Here is a 24456-nt window from a genome sequence, read left to right on the forward strand (position 1 = left end):
CGCCATCTTAACGCCGCCGGAGCCTTCCCGGGGCGCCGCGCTATTAGCGCAGCGCCAGCCAGATCGCCTTGGGTTCGGTGAAATTGTCGATGGCCGCGTCGCCGTGCTCGCGCCCCAGCCCCGAATCGCCGGCGCCGCCCCAGGGCAGGCGCACGTCGGTATGGCCATAGGTGTTGATCCACACCGTGCCGGCGCGCAGTTCGGCGGCCACCTGGTGGACGCGGCCGATGTCCGCGCTCCATACCCCCGCGGCAAGGCTGAAGGCGGTGCCGTTGGCGATGCGCACGGCGTCGGCTTCGTCTTCGAAGCGGATCACGCTGGCCACCGGGCCGAAGATCTCTTCCTGCGAGATGCGCATCTCATGCTCGACATTGGCGAACACGGTAGGCGCCACGAAGTAGCCCTTGTCGCCCAGCCGCGCGCCGCCGGTGACGGCGGTGGCGCCCTCGCGCTTGCCGATCTCCACGTAGTCGAGCACGGTCTTCATCTGCGCGGCGGAAACCACCGGGCCCATGGCGGTGTCGGGCGCGGCCGGGTCGCCCACGCGGATCGAGCCGGCGCGCGCGGCGAGCTTCTCCACCACTTCGTCGTAGATCTCGCGCTGGGCCAGGATGCGCGAGCCCGCCGAGCAGACCTGGCCGGCGTTGAAGAAGATGCCGGAGGCGGCGGCGCGCACCGCGGCGTCCACATTGGCGTCGGCGAAGATCAGGTTGGCGGACTTGCCGCCCAGTTCCAGCGTGACGCGCTTGAAGTTGGCGGCAGCGCCCTGCATGATGCCGCGCCCGACGCCGGGCGAGCCGGTGAAGGTCACCTTGTCGATGCCCGGATGCGCCACCAGCGCATTGCCCACCACGCTGCCCTTGCCGGGCACGATATTCAGCACGCCGGGCGGCAGGCCGGCTTCGAGCGCCAGTTCACCCACGCGCAGCGCGGTCAGCGGCGTGATCTCGGCGGGCTTGACGATCAGCGTGCAGCCGCAGGCCAGCGCCGGGGCGATCTTCCACATGCCGATCATCAGCGGGAAATTCCAGGGCACGATGGCCGCCACCACGCCGACCGGCTCGCGCACGGTGTAGGTCAGCGCGCCGGGGCGCGTCGGTACCACCTGGCCATTGATCTTGTCGGCCCAGCCGGCGTAGTAGCGCACGGTATCGATGACCGCGGGCATGTCCTGGCGGCGCACGGCAGCCAGGGGCTTGCCGGCGTCCAGGCTTTCCAGCGCGATGAGTTCTTCCTGGTGCCGCTCGAGCAAGTCCGCGAAGCGGTACAGGATGCGCCCACGCTCGGCCGCGCGCAGGCCGTTCCAGACCTTCAGCGCGGCGCGCGCGGCGGCCACGGCGAGGTCGACGTCGGCGGCGCTGCCCTGCGCCACCAGCGCGATCGGGGCTTCCGTGGCCGGGTTGAGGTCGGTGGAATACTCGCCGCTGCCCGGCGGCAGACGCTTGCCGTCGATCAGCAAGTCGTGTCTTGGCAGTTCGTGCTGCGTGCTCATGGCTGCTCCTCGCGTGGGTCGGTGGAACCTGGCGGCACTTGGGCGCAGCGATACGGCTTGCCGGGCGCCCGTGCCTGCTGTCACGCAATGCAGTGTGGGCGGGCGTCGGCCCTAAGTCCAATTAATAGGACGGATTGATTAATACGAAAATCGCATGAATGGGGGGCCGACGATGGGGTCGGCCGCGGYGCAGGGCCGCGCCGCTCAGCCGTGCATCCGCATCCCGGCCGCGCGGGGAATCTCCGGACGCCAGCCGGACTCGCTCAACAGCGCTGTCATGGCGGTATGCAGGTGCTGCGCCACCACCGGCTTGTGCAGCAGCGCGGCGCCGCCGGCATGCACGTTGCGCAGCCGGTCCGGCGCGGTGTCGCCGGTGATGATCACGGTCGGGATGGCGCGCCCGAGGCGCTCGCGGATGGCTTCCATGRCCTCCTGCCCGGTGCGCTCGCCGCGCAGGCGGTAGTCTGCCAGCAGCAGGTCCGGCGTGAAATCCGCCAGCGCGGCCAGCGCCTCGCTCTCGGATTCCACCGCCACGCAGACCGATTGCCAGCTCTGCAGCAGCGCGGTCATCGCGGTGCGGATCTCCGGATCATCGTCGAGCACCAGCACGCGCAGCCCATGCAGGCTGGGCCGGCTCGGCATGGTGCCCGGCGTGCCCGCGGAGGCATCGGCTGGCTGCGCGGCCTGGGACGTGAGCGGCAGCGCAAAGCGGAACACCGAGCCGCGGCCCGGGCGGGAGTTCAGCAGCACGCGGGTCGAGATGGTGCGCGCCAGGCCTTCCACGATCGCCAGGCCCAGCCCCAGCCCCTTGCGCTGGTCGCGCTCCGGGTTGCCGAGCTGGTGGAATTCCCTGAAGATCGCGCGGCGCTGCGTGATGGGAATGCCCACGCCGGTATCCCAGACCTCCAGCACGGCACAGCCGCGGCGCTGCCGGCATGCCACCAGCACGCCGCCCTGGTTGGTGTAGCGGATGGCATTGGCGATCAGGTTGCGCAGGATCAGCTCGACCAGGTTGGGGTCGGCGAACACCGTGGTGGTGGTGTCGCGGGTACGGTAGAACAGGCCGCGCGCGTCGGCCTGTGGCGCAAACTCGTTCTCCAGCTTGTACAGCATGGGCTGCAGGCGGAACGCGCGTGGCTGCGGCGTGATCACGCCGGCATCCACCTTGGAGAAGTCCAGCAGGGTGTTGAGCATCTCGCGCGCGGCGCCGGCCGCGGCTTCGATATGCGCCAGCAGCTGACGCTGCTTGTCGCTCAGCTCTGAGCGGCCCAGCGTGACCACGAACAGCCCGAGCGCGTGCAGCGGCTGGCGCAGGTCATGGCCGGCCGACGCCAGGAACACGGATTTGGCGCGATTGGCTTCCTCGGCCTCGTGCTGGGCGGATTCGGCGCGCGCGGTCTGCTCGCGCAGCCGCGCGATCAGCTCCACGTTGGCGAAGCGCAGCGCAATGGCATGGCGCGCCACGCGCGCGTAGTTGCGCGCAAAGACCATCAGCACCGCCAGGTAGAGCGGCGCGCCGAGGAACATCGCCAGGTAGGCGCTGTCACCGGTGGCGATGAAGACAGCCCATACCGGCACGATGGCCGGCACGAAGAAACCCACCGCCACCGGCAGGCACGGCGAGAACACCGCCAGCGCCGCCGCGCTCATGCCGGCGATCAGCGACAGGATGCAGATCACCGTGGCCGGCGAGTGGACGTCCATGTAGAGCCATGCCGCCAGGCCCCACAGCCCGCCGATCACGGTCAGCAGGGCCGTCATGCCGCGCGCATAGAGCCCGGCCCGGGCCTCGCTCAGGCGCTCGGCGATGGCGCGGCGCCCGAAGTGGCCCAGCGCGCACGCCGCCGCCAGCGCGACGGCCCATGGAAAGGCGCCGGGATGCCCGCCGCCGATGCTCAGGCCAAGGGCGAGGATAAATCCGGCCAGCGCGCAGCCCAGCATGGCGATGCCGAAGCTCTGGTCGATCAGTTCCATCTCCGCGGCCAGCAGGCGCGGTTCGTCATAGCGGGGAACGAGCAGGACCATGGCTTACCTGCCGTTCTGGACCAGGCCGCGGCGCTGCGCCTCCAGCACCGCCTCGACGCGGCTGACCACCCCCAGGTGGTCGAGAATGGCCGCCACGTGGACGCGCACCGTGTTCTCCGAGAGGCCCAGGTGATGGGCAATGACCTTGTTGGAACGGCCCAGGCTGAGCTGTTCCAGTACCTCGAGCTGGCGCGGTGTGAGCGAACTGGGCTGGTAGGCGCCGGACCCGGCGGTGCCGCCGCCGGGGTCGCTGCGAGGGTTGCCGCCCGGCTCGGCGGCCGGAGCGGGGCCGAACCAGGTATCGCCGCGCAGGACGCTGGCAATGGCCTGTTCGATCTCCTCGCTGTCGGCCGATTTCGGCAGGAAGCCCGCGATCTCCCTGCGCGCGGCGAGGGRGATGGTTTCCAGCCCGGAGGTGCCGGACACGATCAGGATGCGCGCCGCGGGAAAGTGCCGGCGCAACACCTTCACGCCCTCGATGCCATTGAGACCGGGCATCTGGATATCGAGCAGGATGATATCCACAGCCGCGCCGCGATGCTCCTGCACGGCGCCCATGACCGAGCCCGCCTCGATGATGCCGGCCACGCTGGGGCTGTCCGCCAGCACCAGGCGCAGGCCGGTGCGGAACAGGGTGTGGTCGTCGATCAGCAGCAGATGGGCGTTGAGCATTGAGGCTGTGGGGGCACGGCGGCCGTGGCAGGCAAGGTGATGCAAAGGGTAGCAGGCGGCCCGATAAGCCGGCGTCCGGGCGCGCAAGACTGCCAGGACAATACCGAATGTCGCAGGCGAATTGGACTCGATTCTCGCAGTGCTGTCCATTACCCCTCGTTGGTGGGGAAACGCAATTCGATCGCGCCGGCCGGATTGCCCCGCAACCCGCGCCGGGCCTGGGACAGCGGGCAGCCGGGGCGGCCTGGCCGCGCGCGGCCCTAGTCCGTAAAGATTATTTCGCCACCGGGCCCCGGCTGTCACCATGAGTGCGTGGGTGATTTCCGCGACTTGCCCCTACCACTTTTCTCGCCCACAACCAGCCGGCTGTGGGCTTTTTTTCGTCCGCCGGGCCGGCCGGGCCAGCGAGATGCAAAGCACGGCATGCCCGGCCGTTCAGCCGCCTGGTCGACCAGTCGATCAGTCGATCAGCTTGCCGGCCGCATCGAAGAATGGATGGCTGGCGCCGAAATCGCCGATCACCGCGGCGTGGCTGACCAGGCCGTGGGCCGGATGCCACCAGTGCAGCAGGTAGCCCGGCGGCTCCATGCGAAAGCGCGACGCCGCGCGCGGGTCGATATCGAGCGCGACCTGATGCGCCGGTCCCGGCGCCGTCATGGCCACCGTGCCGCCGAAGCGGTGCGTGATATGCCGGTGCAGGTGGCCGCACAGCACGCGCTCCACCTGCGCATGGCGGCGTACCACGGGCTCGAGCAGGCCGGCGCCTTCCAGCCCCTGCTGGTCCATGTGCCCGATGCCGGTATGGAAGGGCGGATGATGCAGCATCAGCAGCGTGGGCCGCCCGGGGGCCGCCGCCAGGGTCGCGTCGAGCCAGGGCAGCGCGGCGGGATCGACGCGCCCGCCCGGCTTGCCCGGCACCGTGCAGTCGAACGCCACCAGCCGCAGTGGCCCGGCATCCACGCAGTAGTGGACGGGCGCGTCGCCGTCGCCGTTGGCGAACAGGTAATCGTGGTCGGCGAACACGCGGCGCAGCGTGGCGCGGTGGTCGTGGTTGCCTGGCAGCAGCCGCACCGGCAGCGGCAGCCCGGCCAGGATGCCGCGCAGGAAGCGGTACTCCTGCTCGGTGCCGAAATCCACCAGGTCGCCGGTGATGACCACCGCGTCGGGCCGTTGCGGCGCGGCCAGCAGGGTGTCGATGCAGCGCTGCAGGGCGCCCGCGGTATCCACCATGCGATAGGAGAGCTTGCCGCCCGCCTTGATGTGCAGGTCGGTGATATGGGCGAGCAGGTAGCTGCCTGCGGTGTCGTCGTTCGGGGTGTTCATGCGGGGAGGGCTTGCGAAAGCGTGATCAGGTGGCCGGTATCGAGGCGCAGGCCGACGCGGTCGCCCGCCAGCCAGCCGTCGCGGCGGGTGGTGTCGACGACCAGCGGGGCTGGCGCGCCGACGTCGACCAGCAGGCGCGTGTAGTTGCCCAGGAACAGCGCGGTCACGACCGCGCCGCCCAGGTGCGCGTCGCCGGGCTGGGCCAGCGCCACGTCTTCGGGGCGGAACAGCAGCTCGGCCTGCCCGGCGCCGGAGGCGGGCGCGCCGGCGGTGCAGGGAACCAGCCCGCCCGGCACGCGCCAGGCACCGCCTTCGCGCTGGGCCGGCAGGCGGTTCATGGTGCCGATGAAGTCCGCCACGAAGGCATTGGCCGGCGCGCGGTAGATCTGCTGCGGGGTGCCGGCCTGGGCGATGCGGCCGCGGTCCATCACGATGATGCGGTCGCCCAGCGCCATGGCTTCGGCCTGGTCGTGGGTGACATAGACCGYGGTGATATGCAGGCTGCGCAGCAGCTGGTTGATGTCGGCGCGCAGCGCGTCGCGCAACTTGGCATCGAGCGCGGTCAGCGGCTCGTCGAGCAGCAGCACGCGCGGCTGCACGGCGATGGCGCGCGCCAGTGCCACGCGCTGGCGCTGGCCGCCGGAGAGCTGGTCGACGCGGCGCTCGGCAAAGGGCCCGAGATGCATCATCGCCAGCATTTCGTCCACCCGGCGGCGGCGCGCGGCGGCGTCCACGCGGCGCACGCGCAGGCCGTAGGCGATGTTCTCCGCCACGGTCATGTTGGGGAACAGGGCGTAGCTCTGGAACACCATGCCCACGCCGCGCTGCTCGATCGGCAGCGTCGTCACGTCGTTGTCGCCGAACATGACCACGCCGCCGGCATCGGGAAATTCCAGCCCGGCGATGATGCGCAGCGTGGTGGTCTTGCCGCAGCCCGAAGGCCCGAGCAGGACCAGGGTCTCGCCCGCGCCGATATCGAGGTCGAGCGGCTCCAGCGCCAGCGTGCCGTCGGCAAAGGTCTTGCCGCAGTGGCGCAGCGTGATGGGAGTGGGTTCATGCATGGCGGGCCTCGGAAGCGGGGAGCGGATCGGTGCCGGCAAGGCCGTTGGCCACGGCATCGCCGGCGGGCAGGCGGTGCTTGCGGGCGCGCGCGCCGAGCGCGCTCACGCCTTGCATCAGCACCAGCAGCGGAATGATCATGAAGAAGAACACGATGGTGTAGGCCGAGCCGATCTCCAGCCGCATGGAAGCGTAGCTGTCGGCCAGCCCCACCGGCAGGGTCTGGGTGGTGGGCGTGTGCAGCATCCAGGTCAGGTTGAACTCGCCCACCGACAGCGTGACCACCATCAGCGCGCCGGCCAGGATGCCCTGGCGGCAATTGGGCAGCACCACGGTGAAGAAGCGCTGCAGCCGGGTCGCCCCCAGGCTGGCGGCAGCGTCTTCGAGCGTGCGGATATCGATGGCCGACATGATGGCCAGCACCGAGCGCACCATGAACGGCAGCGTGAACAGCACATGCCCCACCAGTATGAACACCCAGCTGGTGCGGAACGCCTGCCAGCCGCCGTACAGCAGGATCAGGCCGAGCGCCGTGGCCAGCCCGGGCACGGCCACCGGCAGCATCAGCAACTCCTCGATCAGGCGCGTCACGCGCCCGCGCCGCAGCGCCATGTAGTAGGCCGCGGGCACGCCCAGCACCAGCGTGCAGGCCAGGCAGGCCAGCGCGATGCCGAGCGACAGGAAAATGGTGTTGCGGTAGAGCGACCACACCTCCACCAGCCAGCGCGTGGTCAGGCCGCTGGCCACGCCGATGAAGATATTGTTGGTCAGCCCGGCCAGCACCGACAGCACCACCGGCACCACCATGAACAGGCAGACCAGCAGCGCCAGGGCAAGCTGCAGCCAGTAGGCGCCGCCGCGTCGTCGTGAATGCATCATGTGCGCGCTCCTCAGGCAGTGGCGGCGACGGCGTCGCCGGAGAACCAGCGCGCCAGCGCCAGCAGGGCCCATGTCACCGTGCCCAGCAGCACGGACAACGCCGCGGCCATGCCGAAGTTGGCGTAGTTGGTGAACTCGTTGTAGATGGTCAGCGGCAGCACGTCGAGCTGCGTGGCCAGCGTGAAGGCGGTGCCGAACGCGCCCATGCTGGTGGCGAAGCAGATCGCTCCGCTCGAGATCATGGCCGGCATCAGCGCGGGCAGCATGACGTCGCGCACCACGCGCCAGCGTCCCGCGCCCAGCGAGCGCGCGGCTTCTTCCAGCGAAGCGTCGAGCTTGGCCACGGCGGCCATCACGGTCAGGATCACGCGCGGGATGGAGAAATACAGATAACCGACGAACAGCCCCATCAGGCCGTAGGCAAAAGTCCAGCGTTCGCCCGCCAGCCAGTCGCCCGCCATCGCCAGCAGCCCGTTGCGCCCGCCCAGCATGATCACCATGAAGCCGATCACCACGCCCGGGAAGGCCAGCGGGAAGGTCAGCATGGCCACCAGCAGGCTCTTGCCCGGCACCGCGTTGCGTTCAAGGAAGGTGCCGGTGATGCCGGCGATGACCAGCGTGGCCAGCGTGACCGCGGCCGACAGCAGCACCGTGACCAGCAGGCTGTGCAGGTAGCGCTGGCTGGTGAGCACGGTCCAGTAGACGCTGGCGCCTGCGTCACCGCTGACGCTGACCGCGATCAGCCTTGCCATCGGCAGGCAGAAGAAGGCGAGGAAGACGATCAGCGCGGGCAGGGCGAAGAGGAGAAGAGGAAGCGGCTTCTTCATGATGAGGTTCTCGCCGATGGAAGCATGGTTGAAGCGGGTTTGATGCAGGGTTGGCGCGGGGGTCGTGCGAGATTCGTGCGGAAGGCCGGGCGTGCACGGCAGCGCGGCCCGGGGCGGGTCGGCAGACTCGCCCCCGGCCACGCTTCAGATCACCGGACTTCCTTCAGGTAGGTCTCGCTGAACCCCTTCTGCGCATCCGCCATCCTGGCGAAATCCACGGGCTTGGCGCGTGCATAGTCGGCCGCCGGCAGGAACTTGGCCTGCACTTCCTTCGGGATGCCGGCGCTGCGCACGGGGCGCAGGTAGGCATTGGCCCACAGCGCCTGGCCCGCGTCGGACAGCACGAAGTCCAGCACCTTGCGGCCTTCGGCATCGTGCGGCGCCTTGTTCACCAGGCTCATCACGTAGGGCACCACCACCGTGCCTTCCTTCGGAATCACGAAGGCCACGTTGGCGCTGTCCTTGTAGCGGGCGCGATAGGCGTTGAAATCGTAGTCCAGCAGGATGGGGATCTCGCCGGACAGCACGCGCGCGTAGGCGGTCTGCTTGGGCACGATGGGCTGGTTCTTCTGCAGGTCGCGGAAGTACTTGAAGGCGGGCCCGAAGTTTTCCATCGTGCCACCCATGGCCTGGTTCACGGCGACCGCGCCGACATAGCCGACGAAGGCGCTGGCGGGGTCGAGGTAGCCGATCAGCCCCTTGTATTCGGGCTTGAGCAGGTCGGCCCAGGATTGCGGTACGGGCTTGCCGCGCAGGGCATCCACGTTGACCATGAAGCCAAGCGTGCCGGAATGGATGGCGAACCAGTTGCCTTGCGGATCCTTGAGGCCGTCGGGGATGTCGTTCCAGTGCGCGGGCTTGTAGGCGGCGGTGACGCCGTCCTTCTTGGCCTGGATGCCGAAGGTCACGCCGTAGTACACCACGTCGGCCACCGGGCTGGCTTTCTCCGCCACCAGCTGCGCGAGCGACTGTCCGGAATTCTTGTTGTCATGCGGGACCGTGACGCCGGTCTTTTCCTTGATGGCGCGGATCTGCGCGGCCCAGTCGGCCCATTCGGGCGGGCAGTTGTAGCAGATCGCGGTTTGCGCGGCCACGCCCTGGCTGAAGGCGGCGGCGCCGAGCGCGACGGCGATCCAGCGTAGCGGTTTGTGCCAGGAACGGCTTGCTTGCATGGTGAACTCCTTGGTTACGGACTGGGGCTGGGGCTGGGGGGAAAGGCTGGGTCTCATGGCGGCGGGACAGCCGCCTCACGCCGGCGCGGCGACCGTGCCGCCCAGGCGCAGGGCATGCGGCAGCAGCGTGATGCGTTCGTTACCGGCTTCGCGCGCCGCGCCGGCGGGATCGAAGCGCACGAGCAGGCCGGCCACGGCGCGCGCGCCGATCTCGGCATTGGGCTGCACCACGGAGGCCAGCGGCGGCTCCACCAGCGCGCCGAGCGCGATGCCGTCGTAGCCCAGCACCGAGATATCGCGCGGCACGCGCAGGCCGATGCGCTTGAGATCGGAGATCACGCCGATGGCCAGCAGGTCGTTGGTGCAGAAGAAGGCGGTGGGCGCATCCGGGCCCGTGGCCAGTGCGCTGATCTGCCCGGCGTTGCTGGCGGTATGGGACGGCAGGCACAGCGGCGGGGCGGGCTCCAGGCCATGCGCGCGCATGGCGTCGCGATAGCCGTCGAAGCGCTGGCGGGCGCGGTCGGACGCGACGAAGGCGCCGGAGACGACGCGGATGCGGCGGTGCCCGGCGGCGATTAGGGCTTCCACGCCTTCGCGTGCGCTGCCGCGGTTGTCCACCGAGACCGAGTAGCGCCGGCCGCGCGGCGCGGCCTGGTTGTAGGCCAGCACATAGGGCACGCCTTCGGCGTCGAGCTGGTCCAGCACGGCGCTGCGCGCGGCATCGGCCACCGTCAGCACCATGCCGTCCACGCGATGGCGCAGCAGGTACTCGATGCGTTCGCGCTCGCGCGCCGGATCGTAGGCGCTGGTCACCAGCATCAGCGAATAGCCCGCGGCGAGCGCGGCGTCCTCGATGCCGCGCCAGCAGTCGGCGAACACGGCGTTTTCCAGCGTGGGCAGCATCACGCCGATCATGCGGCTTTGCTGCGCGCGCAGCTTGCTGCCGAGCAGGTTGGGGCGGAAACTCAGCCGCAGCGCGGCGTCCATCACGCGCTGCACGGTGCCCGCGCGCACCAGGTCCGGGCTGTTGAAGGCGCGGGAGGCCGTGGCCAGCGACACGCCGGCCGCCTGCGCCACATCCAGGAGGGTGGCGGCGTCTTGCGGGGTGGCGTGGCTGCGGTCCTGGCTACGGTTCACGTTGATGGGTCCGGTCTGGTTCTGGCGGCGGCCGAAGACCCCTTCCAGAAGATGGGCTGCAGAAATGAAAACGTTTTCATTCAAGGCGCAAAAAAATCGGGCAGCAAGCCTTTGTGATGCTGCGGCGCATGAGGAAATCCTGCGTCCGCAAGGCGATAACCCGGTACAGCAGCGGATTGTGGAGATGGTGCGTGACAGCACGATGACAAGTTGCCAGGACGCCTGCCGGAGTTGCGGGGGGCAATCCTTGCCACGCCCTGCGGCGGCGATCGCCGCGGGGCCAGAAAGCACTTGAAAGGCGGGCGCAATCTTATTAACATGTTAATTACAGGTGGCGGCCCCAGTACACGCTGCCGTCATCGATCCGCCCGCCGCGCAAGGCAGGCGCGGACGCAACCAGAGAGGAGCACGATGCGAGAAGGCAGAATCGCCAGAATCGCCGCCGGCGGCCTGCCGGTGCGCGCCATGCCGGTGGACGGCGCCATGCAGTTGCCGCACGACGGCGTGCGGACCCTGCGCGAAGGCGAATTCATGTGGCAGCCCGCCGTCACCGGCACCRTCTACGGCACGCTGCTCAACTTCAGGGGCGCGCTGGCGGCCCTGGGCGACAGCGTCAACGCCGCGCCGTACCAGGCGCCGCCGTCGGCACCCATTCTCTACATCAAGCCAGCCAACACGCTGGCCGCCCACGGCAGCGAAGTCATGCTGCCGCCTGGGCAGGACACGCTGGAAATCGGCGCGGCGCTGGGCATCGTGATCGRCCGGCGCGCCACGCGCGTGGATCCGGCCCGCGCGGCGGACTATATCGCCGGCTATACGGTGGTATCGGACGTCAGCGTGCCGCACGCCAGCTATTACCGCCCGGCAGTGCGCCACAAATGCCGCGATGGCTACTGCCCCGTCGGCCCGTGGGTGACGGCGCGCGAGCAGGCCGGCAATCCGGACGCGCGTGCCATGGTGGTGCGCATCAACGGCGAGGAACGCCAGCGCAACAGTACCGTCAACCTGCTACGCCCCGTGGCGCGGCTGCTGGCGGACGTCACCGCCTTCATGTCGCTGGAGCCGGGCGACGTGCTGCTCGCGGGCGTGCCCGAAGGCGCGCCGCTGGCGCGGGCCGGCGATGCGGTGGAGATCGAGATCGAGGGGGTGGGCTGCCTGCGCCACCGTGTCGTGGCCGCACGGGGAGAGGGCGCATGAGAACCGCACGCGTGGCCTGCGATGGACTGGTGCACGGCGCGCAGCCGGCCGGCGACGGACTGCTGCGGCTGGACGACGGGCGCATCGTGCGCGAAGACACGGTGGTCTGGCTGCCTCCCGTGGCGCCGCGCACCACCTTCGCGCTCGGGCTGAACTATGCCGATCATGCGCGCGAGCTGGCCTTCAAGGCGCCGGACGAGCCGCTGGTCTTCCTCAAGGGGCCGGGCACCTTTATCGGCCACCGCGGCCGCACGGTGCGGCCCGAAGGCGTGAAGTACATGCACTACGAGTGCGAGCTGGCGGTGGTCATCGGCCGCACCGCGCGCGGCGTCAGGGCCGCGCAGGCCTACGACCATGTGCGCGGCTACACCGTGGCCAACGACTACGCCATCCGCGACTACCTGGAGAACTACTACCGSCCCAACCTGCGGGTGAAGAACCGCGACACCTGTACGCCGCTCGGGCCCTGGCTGGTGGACCGCGACGACGTKCCGGACCCGATGAACCTGGCGTTGCGCACCACCGTCAACGGCAAGCTGACCCAGGACGGCAATACCCGCGACATGATCTTCGGCATCCCGTGGCTGATCGAGTACCTGAGCAGCTTCATGACGCTCGAGGCGGGCGACATCATCCTCACCGGCACGCCCGAGGGCCTGGCCGATACGCAGCCGGGCGACGAGGTGGTCACCGAGATCGAAGGCGTGGGGCGGCTGGTCAACACCATCGCCAGCGCCAGCGAATACCGCAACGAGTAAGGCCGCGCGCAACGACGCGCGCCACTACGGAGACAGCAGACATGATCAAGCACTGGATCGACGGTAAGCAGGTCGGCAGCCAGGACACCTTCGTCACCTGGAACCCGGCCACCGGCGAGGAGATCGCCACCGTGGCCGCCGGCGGCGAGGCCGAGGTCAATGCCGCCGTGGCCGCCGCCAAGGCGGCCTTCCCCAGGTGGGCCGGCACGCCGGCCAGGGACCGCGCCCGCATCATGCGGCGCCTGGCGGACCTGATCACCCAGCACGTGCCGCAACTGGCGGCGCTGGAAACCCAGGACACCGGCCTGCCGATCGCGCAGACCGGCAAGCAGCTGATCCCGCGCGCGGCCGAGAACTTCAATTTCTTTGCCGAAGTCTGCGTGCAGATGAACGGCCGCACTTACCCGGTGGACGACCAGATGCTCAACTACACGCTCTACCAGCCGGTAGGCGTGTGCGCGCTGATCTCGCCGTGGAACGTGCCCTTCATGACCGCCACCTGGAAGGTCGCGCCGTGCCTGGCGCTGGGCAATACCGCGGTGCTGAAGATGTCGGAGCTGTCGCCGCTGAGCGCCGACCAGCTCGGCATGCTGGCGCTGGAGGCCGGCGTGCCCGCCGGGGTCCTCAACGTGGTGCAGGGCTACGGCGCCACCGCGGGCGACGCGCTGGTGCGCCATCCCGATGTGCGGGCGGTGTCCTTCACCGGCGGCACCGTGACGGGCAAGCGCATCATCGAACGTGCCGGGCTCAAGAAGTTCTCGATGGAGCTGGGCGGCAAGTCGCCGGTGCTGGTGTTCGACGACGCCGACCTGGAGCGCGCGCTCGACGCCGCGCTGTTCACCATCTTCTCGATCAATGGCGAGCGCTGCACCGCCGGCTCGCGCATCTTCGTGCAGGAAACCGTCTACGACGACTTCACGCGCAAGTTCGCCGAGCGCGCCAAGCGCCTGCGCGTGGGCGATCCCACCAGCGAGCAGACCCACGTGGGCGCCATGATCACGCGCCAGCACTGGGACAAGGTGACGGGCTATATCCGCCTGGGCGAGCAGGAAGGCGCCACCGTCCTGGCCGGCGGGGCGGAGCGGCCTGCCGACCTGCCCGCGTACCTGCGCAACGGCAACTTCGTGCAGCCGACCGTGCTCGCCAATGTGGAGAACCACATGCGCGTGGCACAGGAAGAGATCTTCGGGCCGGTAGCCTGCCTGATCCCGTTCAAGGACGAGGACGACGGCCTGGCCATGGCCAACGATACCGAGTACGGCCTGGCCTCCTACATCTGGACGCAGGACGTGGGCAAGGTGCATCGCCTGGCGCGCGGCATCGAGGCCGGCATGGTCTTCGTCAACAGCCAGAACGTGCGCGACCTGCGCCAGCCCTTCGGCGGCACCAAGGCGTCCGGCACCGGGCGCGAGGGTGGCGAGTTCAGCTTCGAGGTGTTCGCCGAGGTCAAGAACGTCTGCATTTCGATGGGGGACCATCACATTCCCCGCTGGGGAGTCTGAGGGCAGCAAAGCGAGAGCGCCGGCATGCATGCCGGTGCCAACCAGAACCAAGGAGACACCGCCATGGGCAAGCTATCGCTCGCCGCCAAGGTCACGCACGTGCCGTCGATGTACCTGTCCGAACTGCCCGGCAAGCATCACGGCTGCCGCGAGGCGGCGATCGCCGGGCACCGCGAGATCGGCCGGCGCTGCCGCGAGCTGGGCGTGGACACCATCGTGGTGGCCGACGTGCACTGGCTGGTCAACGCGGGCTACCACGTCAACTGCAACGCGCGGTTCGAGGGCGTGTACACCAGCAACGAGCTGCCGCACTTCATCAAGGACATGGCCTATGCCTATGACGGCAATCCGGCCCTGGGCCGCCTGATCGCGCAGACCGCCTGCGAACACGGCGTGATGACGCGCGCGCACGAGATCGCCAGCCTGGAGCTGGAGTACGGCACGCTGGTGCCGATGCGCTACATGAATGCCGACCGGCATTTCAAGGTGGTGTCCATCGCGGCATGGTGCGCATGGCACCAGCTCGACGAGAGCCGTCGGTTCGGCGCCGCGCTGCGCGAGGCCATCGAGGCCAGCGATGCCAACGTGGCTTTTCTCGCCAGCGGTTCGCTGTCGCACCGCTTCAACGACAACAACAGTCCGGAAGAAAGCATCCACCAGATCAGCCGCGAGTTCTTCAGGCAGGTGGACCTGCGCGTGGTGGAGTTGTGGAAGCAGGGCGACTGGGCCACCTTCTGCCGCATGCTGCCCGAGTACAACGAGCATTGCATCGGCGAAGGCGGCATGCACGATACCGCCATGCTGCTCGGCCTGCTGGGCTGGGATGCGTACGACCGTCCGGCCGAGATCGTCACCGACTACTTCACCAGTTCGGGCACCGGGCAGATCAACGCGGTCTTTCCCGTGCGCTGAGCGGCGCCCCTGAACTGCGTCCCCGGGCGCACCATCCACGAAGCGAGGCACTGCATGCCCCACATCATCGTCGAGTACACCGACAATATCCGCGCCGAGGCGCGCGTGCCGGCGCTGCTCAAGACCCTCAACGACGTACTGATCGCGCAGGACGGCGCCTTCCCCATCGGCGGCATCCGTTCGCGCGCGCTGGCGCTGAGCGACTACCGCATGGCCGATGGCGAGGCGGACTATGCCTTCGTCCACATCACGCTCAAGATCGGCGCGGGGCGTGACGAGGCCGTCAGGAAAAAGGCGTGCGACGCGCTGTTCGATGCGGTCAAGGCGCACTTCGCCGAACTCTACGCGCGGCGTTACCTGGCGCTGTCGATGGAGCTCGTCGAGTTCAACGAAGGCGGCACCTACAAGCACAACAACGTGCATGCCCGCTTCAGGAAGGCCGGCTGATATTCGCGCCCGGTCACCAGACACGCTACCACGACCCCACGGAGACCCTATGCTCAGCCCTGAGCTGATCGGCCAGATCGCCCGGCGCCTGGACGGCGCCGAACAATCGCGCACGCAGATCCGGCAGATTTCGCTGGACCATCCCGACATCACCATCGAAGACGCCTATGCCATCCAGCGCGAATGGGTGGCGCACAAGCTGGCGCAGGGCCGCACCGTCAAGGGCCACAAGATCGGCCTGACCTCGCGCGCGATGCAGATGTCGTCGCAGATCGAAGAACCCGACTACGGCACGTTGCTCGACGACATGTTCTTCCAGGACGGCGCCACCATTGCGCCGGGGCGCTTCATCGTGCCGCGGGTGGAGGTGGAACTGGCCTTCGTGCTGGGCAAGCCGCTCAAGGGGCCGCACTGCACGCTGTTCGATGTCTACGACGCCACCGCCTACGTCATCCCCGCGCTGGAGATCATCGACGCGCGCAGCCATTCGATCGACCCCGAAAGCAAGCGCCCGCGCAAGGTCTTCGACACCATTGCCGACAACGCCGCCAACGCAGGCGTGGTGATGGGCGGCCGCCCGGTGCGCCCGTTCGACGTGGACCTGCGCTGGGTCTCGGCCATCATGTCGCGCAACGGCGTGATCGAGGAAACCGGCGTGGCGGCCGGCGTGCTCAACCATCCGGCCAATGGCGTGGCCTGGCTGGCCAACAAGCTCCATCCGTTCGGCGTGGGGCTGGAAGCGGGCGAGGTCATCCTCGGCGGCTCGTTCACGCGGCCGGTGGCTGCCAGCCCGGGCGATACCTTCCAGGTGGACTATGGCGCGCTGGGCACCGTCGCCTGCCATTTCGCGTAGCGGCGCGGCGCGGGTGCCGGGCCGATCTCGGGCCGCGCCCGGATCGCGCCGGACTGGCCCGGGCTACCGGGCTACCAGGCAGGCTCAGGAGACGTTGCGGTACCGCTCGGCGGCATGGACCTGCGCGAAATTCGGGAACATGGCGAGCCGGGCGGCTTCGTAAGCGTTCCATTGCCCCACGTCCGGCAACGGCGGGATCGTGACGGTTTCGCGGCGGTCGTAGCCGACGAGTGCCGCATCCACCAGTTCATCCACTTCCATGACGGCCGCGAGGCTGTTCACATCCTTGCCCGAGCGCGCCCAGATTTCCGTGCGGGTGGCCGATGGCAGCACGGCCTGCACGTAGATGCCCTTTGGCCCGAGCTCGAGGTGAAGACCCTGGGTCAGGAAAAGCACGAAGGCCTTGGTCGCGCCATAGACCGTCAGGCCGAATTCGGGCGCAAGTCCCACGACCGAGCCGATGTTGATGATGGCGCCGCCGCCGGCCTGGACGAAGCGGGGCGTGACGGCGCTGGCAAGACGCGTCAGCGCCGTGGTGTTGAGGTTGATGACCGCGGCCACGTCATCCGGGCTCTGATCGGCAAAGCCGCCGGCAGCACTAGCGCCGGCATTGTTGACCAGGACGCCGATGCGGGCGTCGTCGCGCAGCCGTGCCTCGACCTGGGCCAGCTCCGCCGGCCTGGTCAGGTCTGCCTGGAGGATATCGATGGTGACACCGGTTTCGCTGCGCAACGTCTGCGCGATGGCTTCCATGCGGGCGCGGTCGCGCGCTACCAGCACAAGGTTATGTCCGCGCCTGGCGAACCGGTCGGCATAGACGGCGCCGATGCCAGTGGATGCGCCGGTAATCAGGACGCTGGGCTTTGTGGTCATRCTGTTCCCCTTCAGGATGTCGGTACGTTTGCTCGCGTATTCATGACGGCCGTCATGAATGGAATCATGATGTACGTCATGTATAATGTCAAGCGATGATGGAGAGAATCAGATGAAGGTCAGTCGCGAGCAGGTTGCCGCTAACCGGCAGAGGATCCTGGAGGCGGCCAGCCGCCTGTTCCGCTCGCTCGGCTTCGAGGCCGTGACGGTGGCGGAAGTGATGAAGGCTGCCGGCCTGACGCATGGCGGCTTCTACGGGTACTTCAAGTCCAAGGACGACCTGATCGCCCAGACGCTGGCGCATGTCATGGCTGCCGGGGCCCAGGGCGAGGTCGACGTGGCCCGCTATGTCGCCGATTACCTTGCGCCGAGCCACCGCGACGACCTCGCGGGCGGGTGCCCGACGGCTGCCCTTGCCGCGGAAACCATCCGCCAGGCGCCGGAAGCGCGGGCGGCAATGACGGCTGCGCTACGGCGCCAGTTCGAGCGGTTCGGCGAAAGCGCGCCGGGTGGCAACGCGGCCCAGGCACGCCAGGCCGCGATCGGCAACTGGTCGGCCATGCTGGGCGCCGTGATCCTGGCGCGCCTGGTCGACGACCCGGACCTGTCCGACGAGATCCTGGCGCAGACCCACGCCTGGATCCGCGGCAAAGGCAAGCCGGCGGCCGGACCCGACACCTGAGCGGCAAGGGGCGCAACCGGCGCCCGGGACTGGCATGGCGATTGCGGCAGTACCGGATCGCGCCGCCGCCGGCGGCGATCCCGGAGGAGACAGCCATGCATTCGACGCCCCGCAAGGAACACAAGGAAGACAGCAGGGCCGTCCGGCCCGATGACCAGCCGGTGCCCGGCCGCACTGGCACCGCCACGCGCGCGCAGGACCAGCAGGGCGAACCCCAGCCGCGCCTGCCGCACGAACACGACGAAAGCCATCACAGCCAGCGCAGCGGCCCGCGCAAGGAGGTGGAGCAGGCCGGTCGCGATATCGAGCGCGGGCTGGAAGACACCGATCTCTACGCCACGCGCGGCAAGCGCGCCGGCGGGCAGAAGTAGACGTAGCGGTCCCCGGACAGGCGTGCCCGGGGACCGCTACAAGACGACTCTCAAGATATTTCCCAGAACAAAGCCGCCTCCACGCTTGCGCGCGGAGGCGGCTGGCGGCGCCGTGAGGTGCCGCGCTCGTCAAAGCAGGCTGTCAGCGCTGTCCGCCTTGCTGCCCACCTTGCTGGCGGCTCTTCTGGCCTTGCTGGTTCTGCTGACCGGCCTGATCGGTCTTCTGGCCCTGCTGGCCTTGCTGGCCCTGGCCGCGATCCTGTTGCTGCTGCTGGCCGCCCTTCTGGTCCTGGCCTCCGGACTGCTGGCCCTGTTGACCAGACTGCTGCTGTTGCTTGTCCTGGTCTTGCTGGCCTTGGCCGGGTTGCTGTTGCTGTCCCATCGTGCTCTCCATGGCGCGGCGGAATGCCGCGTTATGGCATGGGCGCAAGGCGCGTGCCACGCACGGTGGCGGCTGCTGCGCATGGCGCATCCCGGTATGGCGCGCGTACCCGCCAGGGCCTGCCAGGCAAGGGCCCCAGCGCCCTGGCGCATCGATCCGCGCGCACCGGCAGAGACCGCCCGACCCCGTGGAAGTCGATGGCGCCGCATATGCGCCGGCGCGGCGCGGCATGAGTTGGCGCCATCCACCCGGCGTTTTTTACAAGCCCGTCATTTATTTACAGGCGCCGCAGGGGCCGCACCGCCGGTTCGCTTGCGGCACCGGCCAGCGCGCCCGGCCAGCGCTGCCGGACGCGCTGGCCGGGCGTCTCTCCTTGCGGCGGCATGGGGGCGCCGCGCGTGCCTGTCCCGGAACGGTCCTTGCGGGAGAGTATGCAGAAGCCAGCACACGGCACGCGTCCAGCGACGCGCGGACGTGGATGCCAGGCCTTTCTGTTCCTTCCGGCTCCCTGCGCAATCATCGGAGCCATCGAACCATCATCAGGAGATCGCCATGAACACACATGAGACGTTTCGCGCCGTTTGCCTCGCTGCGCTGCTGGCAGCCGCCGGCGCCGCCCAGGCCGCCACCGCCACGGACACTGCGCCTGCGGCAAACAGCGCGCCGGGTATGACGGGCCATCCCGAAACCAGCAGCGCCAGGCAGAAGATGAGCGACAGCGCCGTGACCACCAAGGTCAAGGCGGAACTGCTGGCCGCAAAGGGCCTGAAGTCCACCGGCATTCACGTCAAGACCCGGGACGGCGTAGTGTCGCTGGACGGCGTGGTGCCTTCGGAAGACCAGCGCACGCTTGCCGCGCAGACCGCGCGCAACGTGGATGGCGTGGCGTCGGTCTCGAACTCCCTGCAGGTGGTCACCAGGTAGCCGCCAGTCGGGCGCAGGCGCCCGGAGCCCGACGCCCGGCGCCGGACGGGCTCGGGCCATGGCACGGGCACTACGCCGCGAGATTGATGCCCGTCAGGGTGAAGGCCGTGCTCGCCCGCATGGATTCCGGCAGGTTTTCATTGAGCAGCCGGACCGCGCCGGGGCCCACGGTATTGGCGCAGGCGCTCGCCAGCGCACTTGCATGCGCGAGGCCGGCCTGACGCGCCAGCCTGTCGCCGGGGATGCGCCGGCCGGTAGCCAGCAGGTATAGCGCGTGCGCTACGCGCTGCTCGCGCAACAGTACCCGCAGCGCCTCGCCCTCGGCAAACAGGCGGGCGCGCACCAGCCTTGGCGCTACCTGCCACCGTTCCGACACCAGCGCGGCATTCCACGGCAGCCGCGGCAGCTCGAACATCGCGCCAGCCAGCGCACGCGACCAGTATTTCCCGGTGGCGCCATGGTCGCGCGGGCAGGCCGCATCAGGCACCGCGCGCAGCACGAGCGCCGTGTCGCGTCCGGTCCTGGGCAGGAAATCGCAATCGAAATAGGCAAAGGCAGGCACCACGAACGGCTTGCCGGGCGATACCTCGCGCCGCGCATTGGCATCGCGCAGGCATGCGCTGCCCCGCAGGGCGTCCACGTGCACGGCAAAGGGAAAGCGCAGATGGGACAAGCGCAGCTCGGTGCTGCTGACAAGGGCCATGCGAAGCTCAGGGGGCGCAACCGGCGCGCGGGTATCGCGCCGCTTGGGAAAAGAGGCATTGTACGGTGTCGCGGCACGCCGGACCATCATCGTGCCGGCCATTGCCTGCGCTACAGCTCCGACAGCCCGACGTGGCGCAGCCGTTCGAGGTCGGTCACGCGGATGCTCTGGTAGGAAAGATCGACCATGCCTTCGGCCGCCAGCCGGCGCAATGCCTGGTTGACGCGCTGGCGCGAGAGCCCCGTGAGCAGGCCGATTTCTTCCTGGGAAAGCTCCAGTACCGCGCTTGTGCGCGGGTAGAGCGCAGCATGGAACAGCTGCGCGATGGCCTGCGCCACGCGCGCATCCGCACCCAGCAGCCGGTCGTTCTGCACGGTTGCGATGAACTGCCCCATGCGTTCGTTGAGCTGGCGCACCACGAAGCTGGAGAAGGGCAGGCTCTCCGCCAGCAGGGTGTGGAACACCGTATCGGGCACCAGCGCGATGCGCGAGTCGCGGATGGCGATCACGTCGTAGCGGCGGGCCTCGCGCTTGATGACGCTGCCTTCGCCGCACCAGCCGCCGGCCGGCACGCCGGAGAAGGTGCAGCCGCGCCCGTCCGGCGTATACACGGCGAGCTTGATGAGTCCGTTCTCGACCCCGATCCAGTAGCGCGACGGCTCGCCCCGGCGCGCCACGAAGGCGCCCGCGGCGAAGTCCTGGACCACCACCTGCCGTGCGGCCAGCGCCTGGTGGGCCGGCGCGAGCGAGGCGTACCACTCGTGCCTGGACAGCAAGGCAGCCGGCGACGCAGGCGTGGCAGCGGGGGGTGGTGCGGGAAGGCCGGGCTGGGAGGACGCGGGTGGATGGCTGGACATTGATCTGGATTCAACCCGGAGAGCGCGCCCCGGCGGGGCACTGTCATCCGGACGACAAAGCTTTGTCGTGTGGGATGATAGCCTTGCCCTGCAAAAAGTAACAGCGACCGGCGGCGCCCGCAGCGCCAGGCGCAAGCGGAGACCAAGCAATGCCAAGCGATTTCGACACCGGCCTGGGCAAGAACCCGGCCAACCACGTTCCCCTCACGCCCATCGATTACCTGGCGCGCGCCGCCGAAGTCTATGGCGAGCGCCTGGCCATCGTGCATGGCCCGCTGCGCCAGACCTGGCGCGAGACCTACGCTCGTGCGCGGCGCCTGGCCAGCGCGCTGGCGGGCCTCGGCATCGGCCGGGGCGATACGGTGGCGGTCCTGTTGCCCAACACGCCGGCCATGGTGGAAGCGCACTTCGGCGTGCCGATGGCGGGGGCGGTGCTCAATGCGCTGAACATCCGGCTCGACGCCGCCAACCTGGTTTTCATGCTGCGTCATGGCGAGGCCAAGGTGCTGCTGGCCGATACCGAGTTCGCCGAGCTCGCGCGCCAGATCGGCAACGAAATCCCCGGCCTGAAGGTGGTGGCGGTGGCAGATGCGCTGGGCCCGCAGGACGCGCCGCGCTTTGGCGAGACCGACTACGAAACCCTGCTGGCCTCGGGCGATCCCGACTACGCCTGGCAATGGCCCGCCGACGAGTGGGACGCCATCGCCCTGAACTATACCTCGGGCACCACCGGCGACCCCAAGGGCGTGGTCTACCACCATCGCGGCGCAGCCATCAATGCCGTGTCCAACATCCTCGAGTGGGACCTGCCCAAGCACGCGGTCTACCTGTGGACGTTGCCCATGTTCCACTGCAACGGGTGGTGCTTTGCCTGGACCATCGCCGCGCGCGCCGGCATCAATGTGTGCCTGCGCAAGTTCGAGCCCAAGCTGGTGTTCGACCTGATGCGCGACGAAGGCGTGACCCATTACTGTGCCGCGCCCATCGTCCACACCGCGCTGGTCAACGCGCCGCCGGCCTGGCGCGAAGGCCTGCGCGGCCCGGTGCGCGGCATGGTGGCCGGTGCGCCGCCGCCCGCGGCGGTGCTGGCGCAGATGGAAGAAATGGGTTTCGAGCTGACCCACGTCTACGGCCTGACCGAGACCTATGGCCCGGCCGCGGTGTGCGCGGAGCAGGACGACTGGGCCGCGCTGTCGCAGGAAGACCGCGCCACCCGCAAGGCCCGCCAGGGCGTGCGCTACCACTTGCAGGCCGGGGTGGCGGTGCTCGATCCGGATTCGATGCAGCCAGTGGCCGCCGACGGCGAGGAGATCGGCGAGATCATGTTCCGCGGCAATATCTGCATGAAGGGCTATCTCAAGAACGAGAAGGCCACGCGCGAAGCCTTCGCCGGCGGATGGTTCCACACCGGCGACCTGGGCGTGCGCACGGCGGACGGCTACGTCAAGATCAAGGACCGCAGCAAGGACATCATCATCTCCGGCGGCGAGAACATCTCCAGCGTCGAGGTGGAAGACGCGCTCTACCGCCATGCGGCCGTGCTGGCCGCGGCGGTGGTGGCGCAGCCGGATGCCAAGTGGGGCGAAACGCCCTGCGCCTTCGTCGAGCTGAAAGACGGCGCCAGCGCCACGGCCGAGGAACTGATCGCGCATTGCCGCACCTTGCTGGCTGGCTTCAAGGTGCCCAAGGCCGTGTATTTCGGGCCCTTGCCCAAGACTTCGACGGGCAAGATCCAGAAGTTCGAGCTGCGCCGCAAGGTCAAGTCGGACACGGCCATCGACGTCTAGCCACGCGCGGTGGCGCCGGCCGGCGCCACCGGGGCCGGGGGCTAGTGGACGGCCCGCTGCGCGGACGCCAGCGTCGCCGGCCGCGTCGTGCCACCGGCGGGCAGCGCGCCCGTAAAGGCGAAATCCACCTCCGGCACGCGGCCGCTGACGATGTCCGCGATCGCACGGCCCGAGCCGCAGCCGTGCGTCCAGCCAAGCGTGCCGTGGCCGGTGTTCAGGTAGAGCCCGCCGATGGCGCTGGCGCCGATATAAGGTACGTTGCCCGGCGTGGCAGGGCGCAGCCCGGTCCAGAATTTCGCCAGCTCCGGTCGGCTCATGCCCGGGAACACTTCCAGCGTGCGCCGCACGATGGCCTCGCAGCGCACCGGGTTCAGATCCATCGCATAGCCGTTGAGTTCGGCTGTGCCGGCCACGCGCAGGCGGTCGCCAAAGCGCGAGAACACCAGCTTGTACTCGTCGTCGGTCAGGCTCACGCTGGGCGCGCGCTCGCTGTCGAGCACCGGCAGCGTCACCGAATAGCCCTTGGCCGGATAGATGTCGAGCTTGACCCCGAGCGGGCGCGCCAGCATCGGGCTGAAGCTGCCCAGCGCCAGCACGTAGGCGTCCGCGCTCTCGATCTGGTAGCCGCCAGTCTCGTCGGCAATCTCCACCCCGTGCATGCTGCCGCCCTCGGCATGCAGGCGCTGCACCCGCACGCCATAGCGAAAGCGCACGCCCAGCGCTTCGCAGCGCGCGGCCAGCGCGGTGGTGAAGCGGTGCACATCGCCCGATTCATCCTCGCTGGTATAGGTGGCGCCCGCCAGACGCGGCGCGATATTCGCCAGCGCCGGCTCCAGCCGCACCACTTCGTCCGGCCCGATCACGCGGCGCTCGCAGCCCAGCTCGCGCATGATGCGCGCCGGCTCGACGGCCGCGTCGAATTCCTTCTGGCTGGTATAGAAATGCAGGATGCCGCGCGTGAGGTGGTCGTACTCGATGCCGGTCTCGGCGCGCAGCGCCTGCAGGCTGGCGCGGCTATAGGTGCCCAGGTTGAGCAGCTGGATCATGTTGTGGGTGGAGCGACTGGCCGTGCACTCGCGCAGGAACTTGAGTCCCCACGACCACTGCGCCGGATCTGCGCGCAGGCGGAACAGCAGCGGAGCATCCTCGCGCCCGAGCCAGCGCAGCATCTTCAGCGGCGCGGCCGGGTTGGCCCAAGGCTCGGCATGGCTGACCGAGATCTGCCCGCCGTTGCCAAAACTGGTTTCCCGGGCCGCGCCCGCATTGCGCTCCAGCACCACGACCTCGTGCCCGGCACGGGCCAGGTACCACGCAGACGCAACGCCGATCACGCCGGCTCCCATCACGATGACTTTCATTTCTCAGGCTCCGGATAGCAAAAAGGGGCAGGCAAGCCATCTGGCCTGCCTGCCCCCACTGTCCTTTTGCCTGAGAGATTCGCCGCACCCACCACGGGTACCGGCTTGCCCCTTCGGCGGCCGCGTGCCGCTTACCTGGTCGGTGTGCGGTCCGGCGCTCTCCAGTTTGTTCGGTTTCCAGTCTTTTGCACCTGAGCGTTTCAGGGGTACGCCTTCGGTAGAGACACCCACCTGATACGGCGGAGGTGTCTCGTTCTCCTGGAA

The 24456-nt window shown here is 69.0% G+C and carries 25 protein-coding genes and 1 riboswitch; of the genes, 11 read left to right on the plus strand and 14 right to left on the minus strand.

Annotated elements, in window-relative coordinates; genetic code table 11:
* Window positions 1-43: 43 nt before the first annotated feature.
* The 9 genes from AC1DK4_RS22860 to AC1DK4_RS22900 all read right to left on the minus strand — a co-directional run bounded on the left by AC1DK4_RS22860 (window position 44) and on the right by AC1DK4_RS22900 (window position 10586).
* The gene (locus tag AC1DK4_RS22860) at window positions 44-1492 is read right to left on the minus strand and encodes an aldehyde dehydrogenase family protein (protein WP_441619014.1); all 1449 of its coding nucleotides are present in this window, start codon (window positions 1490-1492) and stop codon (window positions 44-46) included.
* A gap of 204 nt (window positions 1493-1696) precedes the next feature.
* Window positions 1697-3517: an ATP-binding response regulator gene (locus AC1DK4_RS22865; protein ID WP_477131794.1), complete on the minus strand. Its 1821-nt coding sequence runs from the start codon at window positions 3515-3517 to the stop codon at window positions 1697-1699.
* Between the two features lie 3 nt (window positions 3518-3520).
* Window positions 3521-4189, minus strand: a complete 669-nt coding sequence (locus tag AC1DK4_RS22870) for a response regulator (protein WP_477131795.1) — start codon at window positions 4187-4189, stop codon at window positions 3521-3523.
* Window positions 4190-4648: 459 nt separating this feature from the next.
* Window positions 4649-5512 carry a phosphodiesterase gene (locus tag AC1DK4_RS22875; RefSeq protein ID WP_441619020.1) on the minus strand — a complete coding sequence of 288 codons (864 nt, stop codon included), beginning with the start codon at window positions 5510-5512 and terminating at the stop codon, window positions 4649-4651.
* Window positions 5509-6573, minus strand: coding sequence for an ABC transporter ATP-binding protein (locus AC1DK4_RS22880; RefSeq protein WP_477131796.1), 1065 nt, complete (start codon window positions 6571-6573; stop codon window positions 5509-5511). Before AC1DK4_RS22880 ends, AC1DK4_RS22875 begins: the two co-directional genes overlap by 4 nt.
* On the minus strand, window positions 6566-7447 hold the full coding sequence (locus AC1DK4_RS22885) for an ABC transporter permease (RefSeq protein ID WP_441619272.1): 882 nt from the start codon (window positions 7445-7447) through the stop codon (window positions 6566-6568). Before AC1DK4_RS22885 ends, AC1DK4_RS22880 begins: the two co-directional genes overlap by 8 nt.
* Window positions 7448-7461: 14 nt before the next feature.
* The gene (locus AC1DK4_RS22890; RefSeq protein WP_441619024.1) at window positions 7462-8277 is read right to left on the minus strand and encodes an ABC transporter permease; all 816 of its coding nucleotides are present in this window, start codon (window positions 8275-8277) and stop codon (window positions 7462-7464) included.
* Window positions 8278-8426: 149 nt separating this feature from the next.
* Window positions 8427-9449: an ABC transporter substrate-binding protein gene (locus AC1DK4_RS22895; RefSeq protein ID WP_441619025.1), complete on the minus strand. Its 1023-nt coding sequence runs from the start codon at window positions 9447-9449 to the stop codon at window positions 8427-8429.
* Window positions 9450-9524: 75 nt separating this feature from the next.
* Window positions 9525-10586, minus strand: coding sequence for a substrate-binding domain-containing protein (locus AC1DK4_RS22900; protein ID WP_441619026.1), 1062 nt, complete (start codon window positions 10584-10586; stop codon window positions 9525-9527).
* A gap of 64 nt (window positions 10587-10650) precedes the next feature.
* On the opposite strand from AC1DK4_RS22900, the gene AC1DK4_RS22905 reads away from it, so the two are divergent.
* The 7 genes from AC1DK4_RS22905 to hpaH all read left to right on the plus strand — a co-directional run bounded on the left by AC1DK4_RS22905 (window position 10651) and on the right by hpaH (window position 16255).
* Window positions 10651-10881: a hypothetical protein gene (locus AC1DK4_RS22905; protein WP_441619028.1), complete on the plus strand. Its 231-nt coding sequence runs from the start codon at window positions 10651-10653 to the stop codon at window positions 10879-10881.
* A 236-nt stretch (window positions 10882-11117) separates the two neighbouring features.
* Complete coding sequence (locus tag AC1DK4_RS22910) at window positions 11118-11783, plus strand: fumarylacetoacetate hydrolase family protein (protein WP_477131807.1); 666 nt, start codon at window positions 11118-11120, stop codon at window positions 11781-11783.
* Window positions 11780-12541 carry a fumarylacetoacetate hydrolase family protein gene (locus AC1DK4_RS22915; RefSeq protein ID WP_441619030.1) on the plus strand — a complete coding sequence of 254 codons (762 nt, stop codon included), beginning with the start codon at window positions 11780-11782 and terminating at the stop codon, window positions 12539-12541. The genes AC1DK4_RS22910 and AC1DK4_RS22915 overlap by 4 nt, the downstream gene beginning before the upstream one ends.
* A gap of 41 nt (window positions 12542-12582) precedes the next feature.
* The gene (gene hpaE, locus AC1DK4_RS22920; RefSeq protein ID WP_441619032.1) at window positions 12583-14043 is read left to right on the plus strand and encodes a 5-carboxymethyl-2-hydroxymuconate semialdehyde dehydrogenase; all 1461 of its coding nucleotides are present in this window, start codon (window positions 12583-12585) and stop codon (window positions 14041-14043) included.
* 63 nt (window positions 14044-14106) lie between these two features.
* Entirely contained in the window at window positions 14107-14955 is an 849-nt protein-coding gene (hpaD, locus tag AC1DK4_RS22925) for a 3,4-dihydroxyphenylacetate 2,3-dioxygenase (protein WP_441619034.1), read from the plus strand.
* Window positions 14956-15009: 54 nt separating this feature from the next.
* The gene (locus AC1DK4_RS22930; protein ID WP_441619035.1) at window positions 15010-15402 is read left to right on the plus strand and encodes a 5-carboxymethyl-2-hydroxymuconate Delta-isomerase; all 393 of its coding nucleotides are present in this window, start codon (window positions 15010-15012) and stop codon (window positions 15400-15402) included.
* 49 nt (window positions 15403-15451) lie between these two features.
* On the plus strand, window positions 15452-16255 hold the full coding sequence (gene hpaH, locus AC1DK4_RS22935) for a 2-oxo-hept-4-ene-1,7-dioate hydratase (protein WP_441619037.1): 804 nt from the start codon (window positions 15452-15454) through the stop codon (window positions 16253-16255).
* An 84-nt stretch (window positions 16256-16339) separates the two neighbouring features.
* Here the strand turns inward: hpaH and AC1DK4_RS22940 are convergent, their stop codons facing one another.
* Window positions 16340-17128: an SDR family NAD(P)-dependent oxidoreductase gene (locus tag AC1DK4_RS22940; protein WP_441619039.1), complete on the minus strand. Its 789-nt coding sequence runs from the start codon at window positions 17126-17128 to the stop codon at window positions 16340-16342.
* A 112-nt stretch (window positions 17129-17240) separates the two neighbouring features.
* On the opposite strand from AC1DK4_RS22940, the gene AC1DK4_RS22945 reads away from it, so the two are divergent.
* Together AC1DK4_RS22945 and AC1DK4_RS22950 are read left to right on the plus strand one after the other, a co-directional pair.
* On the plus strand, window positions 17241-17810 hold the full coding sequence (locus AC1DK4_RS22945; protein ID WP_441619041.1) for a TetR/AcrR family transcriptional regulator: 570 nt from the start codon (window positions 17241-17243) through the stop codon (window positions 17808-17810).
* 95 nt (window positions 17811-17905) lie between these two features.
* Window positions 17906-18181 carry a hypothetical protein gene (locus AC1DK4_RS22950; protein WP_441619043.1) on the plus strand — a complete coding sequence of 92 codons (276 nt, stop codon included), beginning with the start codon at window positions 17906-17908 and terminating at the stop codon, window positions 18179-18181.
* 142 nt (window positions 18182-18323) lie between these two features.
* Here AC1DK4_RS22950 and AC1DK4_RS22955 read toward each other — a convergent pair whose 3' ends face one another.
* Window positions 18324-18563, minus strand: coding sequence for a hypothetical protein (locus tag AC1DK4_RS22955; protein ID WP_441649817.1), 240 nt, complete (start codon window positions 18561-18563; stop codon window positions 18324-18326).
* Between the two features lie 552 nt (window positions 18564-19115).
* Here AC1DK4_RS22955 and AC1DK4_RS22960 point away from each other — a divergent pair.
* A complete protein-coding gene (locus AC1DK4_RS22960) occupies window positions 19116-19487 on the plus strand; it encodes a BON domain-containing protein (protein ID WP_441619046.1) in 372 nt (123 codons plus the stop codon).
* Window positions 19488-19557: 70 nt separating this feature from the next.
* On the opposite strand, the gene AC1DK4_RS22965 is transcribed toward AC1DK4_RS22960, so the two are convergent.
* Together AC1DK4_RS22965 and AC1DK4_RS22970 are read right to left on the minus strand one after the other, a co-directional pair.
* On the minus strand, window positions 19558-20190 hold the full coding sequence (locus AC1DK4_RS22965) for an AraC family transcriptional regulator (protein WP_441619048.1): 633 nt from the start codon (window positions 20188-20190) through the stop codon (window positions 19558-19560).
* Window positions 20191-20300: 110 nt separating this feature from the next.
* Window positions 20301-21047 carry a Crp/Fnr family transcriptional regulator gene (locus AC1DK4_RS22970; protein ID WP_441619050.1) on the minus strand — a complete coding sequence of 249 codons (747 nt, stop codon included), beginning with the start codon at window positions 21045-21047 and terminating at the stop codon, window positions 20301-20303.
* Between the two features lie 149 nt (window positions 21048-21196).
* Between AC1DK4_RS22970 and AC1DK4_RS22975 the strand changes: the two genes are divergently transcribed.
* Window positions 21197-22834 (plus strand): acyl-CoA synthetase, encoded by a 1638-nt coding sequence (locus AC1DK4_RS22975; RefSeq protein ID WP_441619052.1) that lies wholly within the window; start codon window positions 21197-21199, stop codon window positions 22832-22834.
* Between the two features lie 41 nt (window positions 22835-22875).
* Here AC1DK4_RS22975 and AC1DK4_RS22980 read toward each other — a convergent pair whose 3' ends face one another.
* Entirely contained in the window at window positions 22876-24192 is a 1317-nt protein-coding gene (locus AC1DK4_RS22980; protein WP_441619054.1) for a D-amino acid dehydrogenase, read from the minus strand.
* A gap of 48 nt (window positions 24193-24240) precedes the next feature.
* Window positions 24241-24367: riboswitch (glycine riboswitch) on the minus strand.
* Between the last annotated feature and the right edge of the window lie 89 nt (window positions 24368-24456).

This window comes from Cupriavidus sp. 05N38 (genome assembly GCF_056397345.1).

Bases quoted from the DNA above. Each gene is read 5' to 3' on its own strand.
- AC1DK4_RS22860 (WP_441619014.1), bottom strand. From the start codon at position 1,492: ATGAGCACGCAGCACGAACTGCCAAGACACGACTTGCTGATCGACGGC.
- AC1DK4_RS22875 (WP_441619020.1), bottom strand. From the start codon at position 5,512: ATGAACACCCCGAACGACGACACCGCAGGCAGCTACCTGCTCGCCCAT.
- AC1DK4_RS22885 (WP_441619272.1), bottom strand. From the start codon at position 7,447: ATGCATTCACGACGACGCGGCGGCGCCTACTGGCTGCAGCTTGCCCTG.
- AC1DK4_RS22890 (WP_441619024.1), bottom strand. From the start codon at position 8,277: ATGAAGAAGCCGCTTCCTCTTCTCCTCTTCGCCCTGCCCGCGCTGATC.
- AC1DK4_RS22895 (WP_441619025.1), bottom strand. From the start codon at position 9,449: ATGCAAGCAAGCCGTTCCTGGCACAAACCGCTACGCTGGATCGCCGTC.
- AC1DK4_RS22905 (WP_441619028.1), top strand. From the start codon at position 10,651: ATGAAAACGTTTTCATTCAAGGCGCAAAAAAATCGGGCAGCAAGCCTT.
- hpaE (WP_441619032.1), top strand. From the start codon at position 12,583: ATGATCAAGCACTGGATCGACGGTAAGCAGGTCGGCAGCCAGGACACC.
- hpaD (WP_441619034.1), top strand. From the start codon at position 14,107: ATGGGCAAGCTATCGCTCGCCGCCAAGGTCACGCACGTGCCGTCGATG.
- AC1DK4_RS22930 (WP_441619035.1), top strand. From the start codon at position 15,010: ATGCCCCACATCATCGTCGAGTACACCGACAATATCCGCGCCGAGGCG.
- hpaH (WP_441619037.1), top strand. From the start codon at position 15,452: ATGCTCAGCCCTGAGCTGATCGGCCAGATCGCCCGGCGCCTGGACGGC.
- AC1DK4_RS22940 (WP_441619039.1), bottom strand. From the start codon at position 17,128: ATGACCACAAAGCCCAGCGTCCTGATTACCGGCGCATCCACTGGCATC.
- AC1DK4_RS22945 (WP_441619041.1), top strand. From the start codon at position 17,241: ATGAAGGTCAGTCGCGAGCAGGTTGCCGCTAACCGGCAGAGGATCCTG.
- AC1DK4_RS22950 (WP_441619043.1), top strand. From the start codon at position 17,906: ATGCATTCGACGCCCCGCAAGGAACACAAGGAAGACAGCAGGGCCGTC.
- AC1DK4_RS22955 (WP_441649817.1), bottom strand. From the start codon at position 18,563: ATGGGACAGCAACAGCAACCCGGCCAAGGCCAGCAAGACCAGGACAAG.
- AC1DK4_RS22960 (WP_441619046.1), top strand. From the start codon at position 19,116: ATGAACACACATGAGACGTTTCGCGCCGTTTGCCTCGCTGCGCTGCTG.
- AC1DK4_RS22965 (WP_441619048.1), bottom strand. From the start codon at position 20,190: ATGGCCCTTGTCAGCAGCACCGAGCTGCGCTTGTCCCATCTGCGCTTT.
- AC1DK4_RS22970 (WP_441619050.1), bottom strand. From the start codon at position 21,047: ATGTCCAGCCATCCACCCGCGTCCTCCCAGCCCGGCCTTCCCGCACCA.
- AC1DK4_RS22975 (WP_441619052.1), top strand. From the start codon at position 21,197: ATGCCAAGCGATTTCGACACCGGCCTGGGCAAGAACCCGGCCAACCAC.
- AC1DK4_RS22980 (WP_441619054.1), bottom strand. From the start codon at position 24,192: ATGAAAGTCATCGTGATGGGAGCCGGCGTGATCGGCGTTGCGTCTGCG.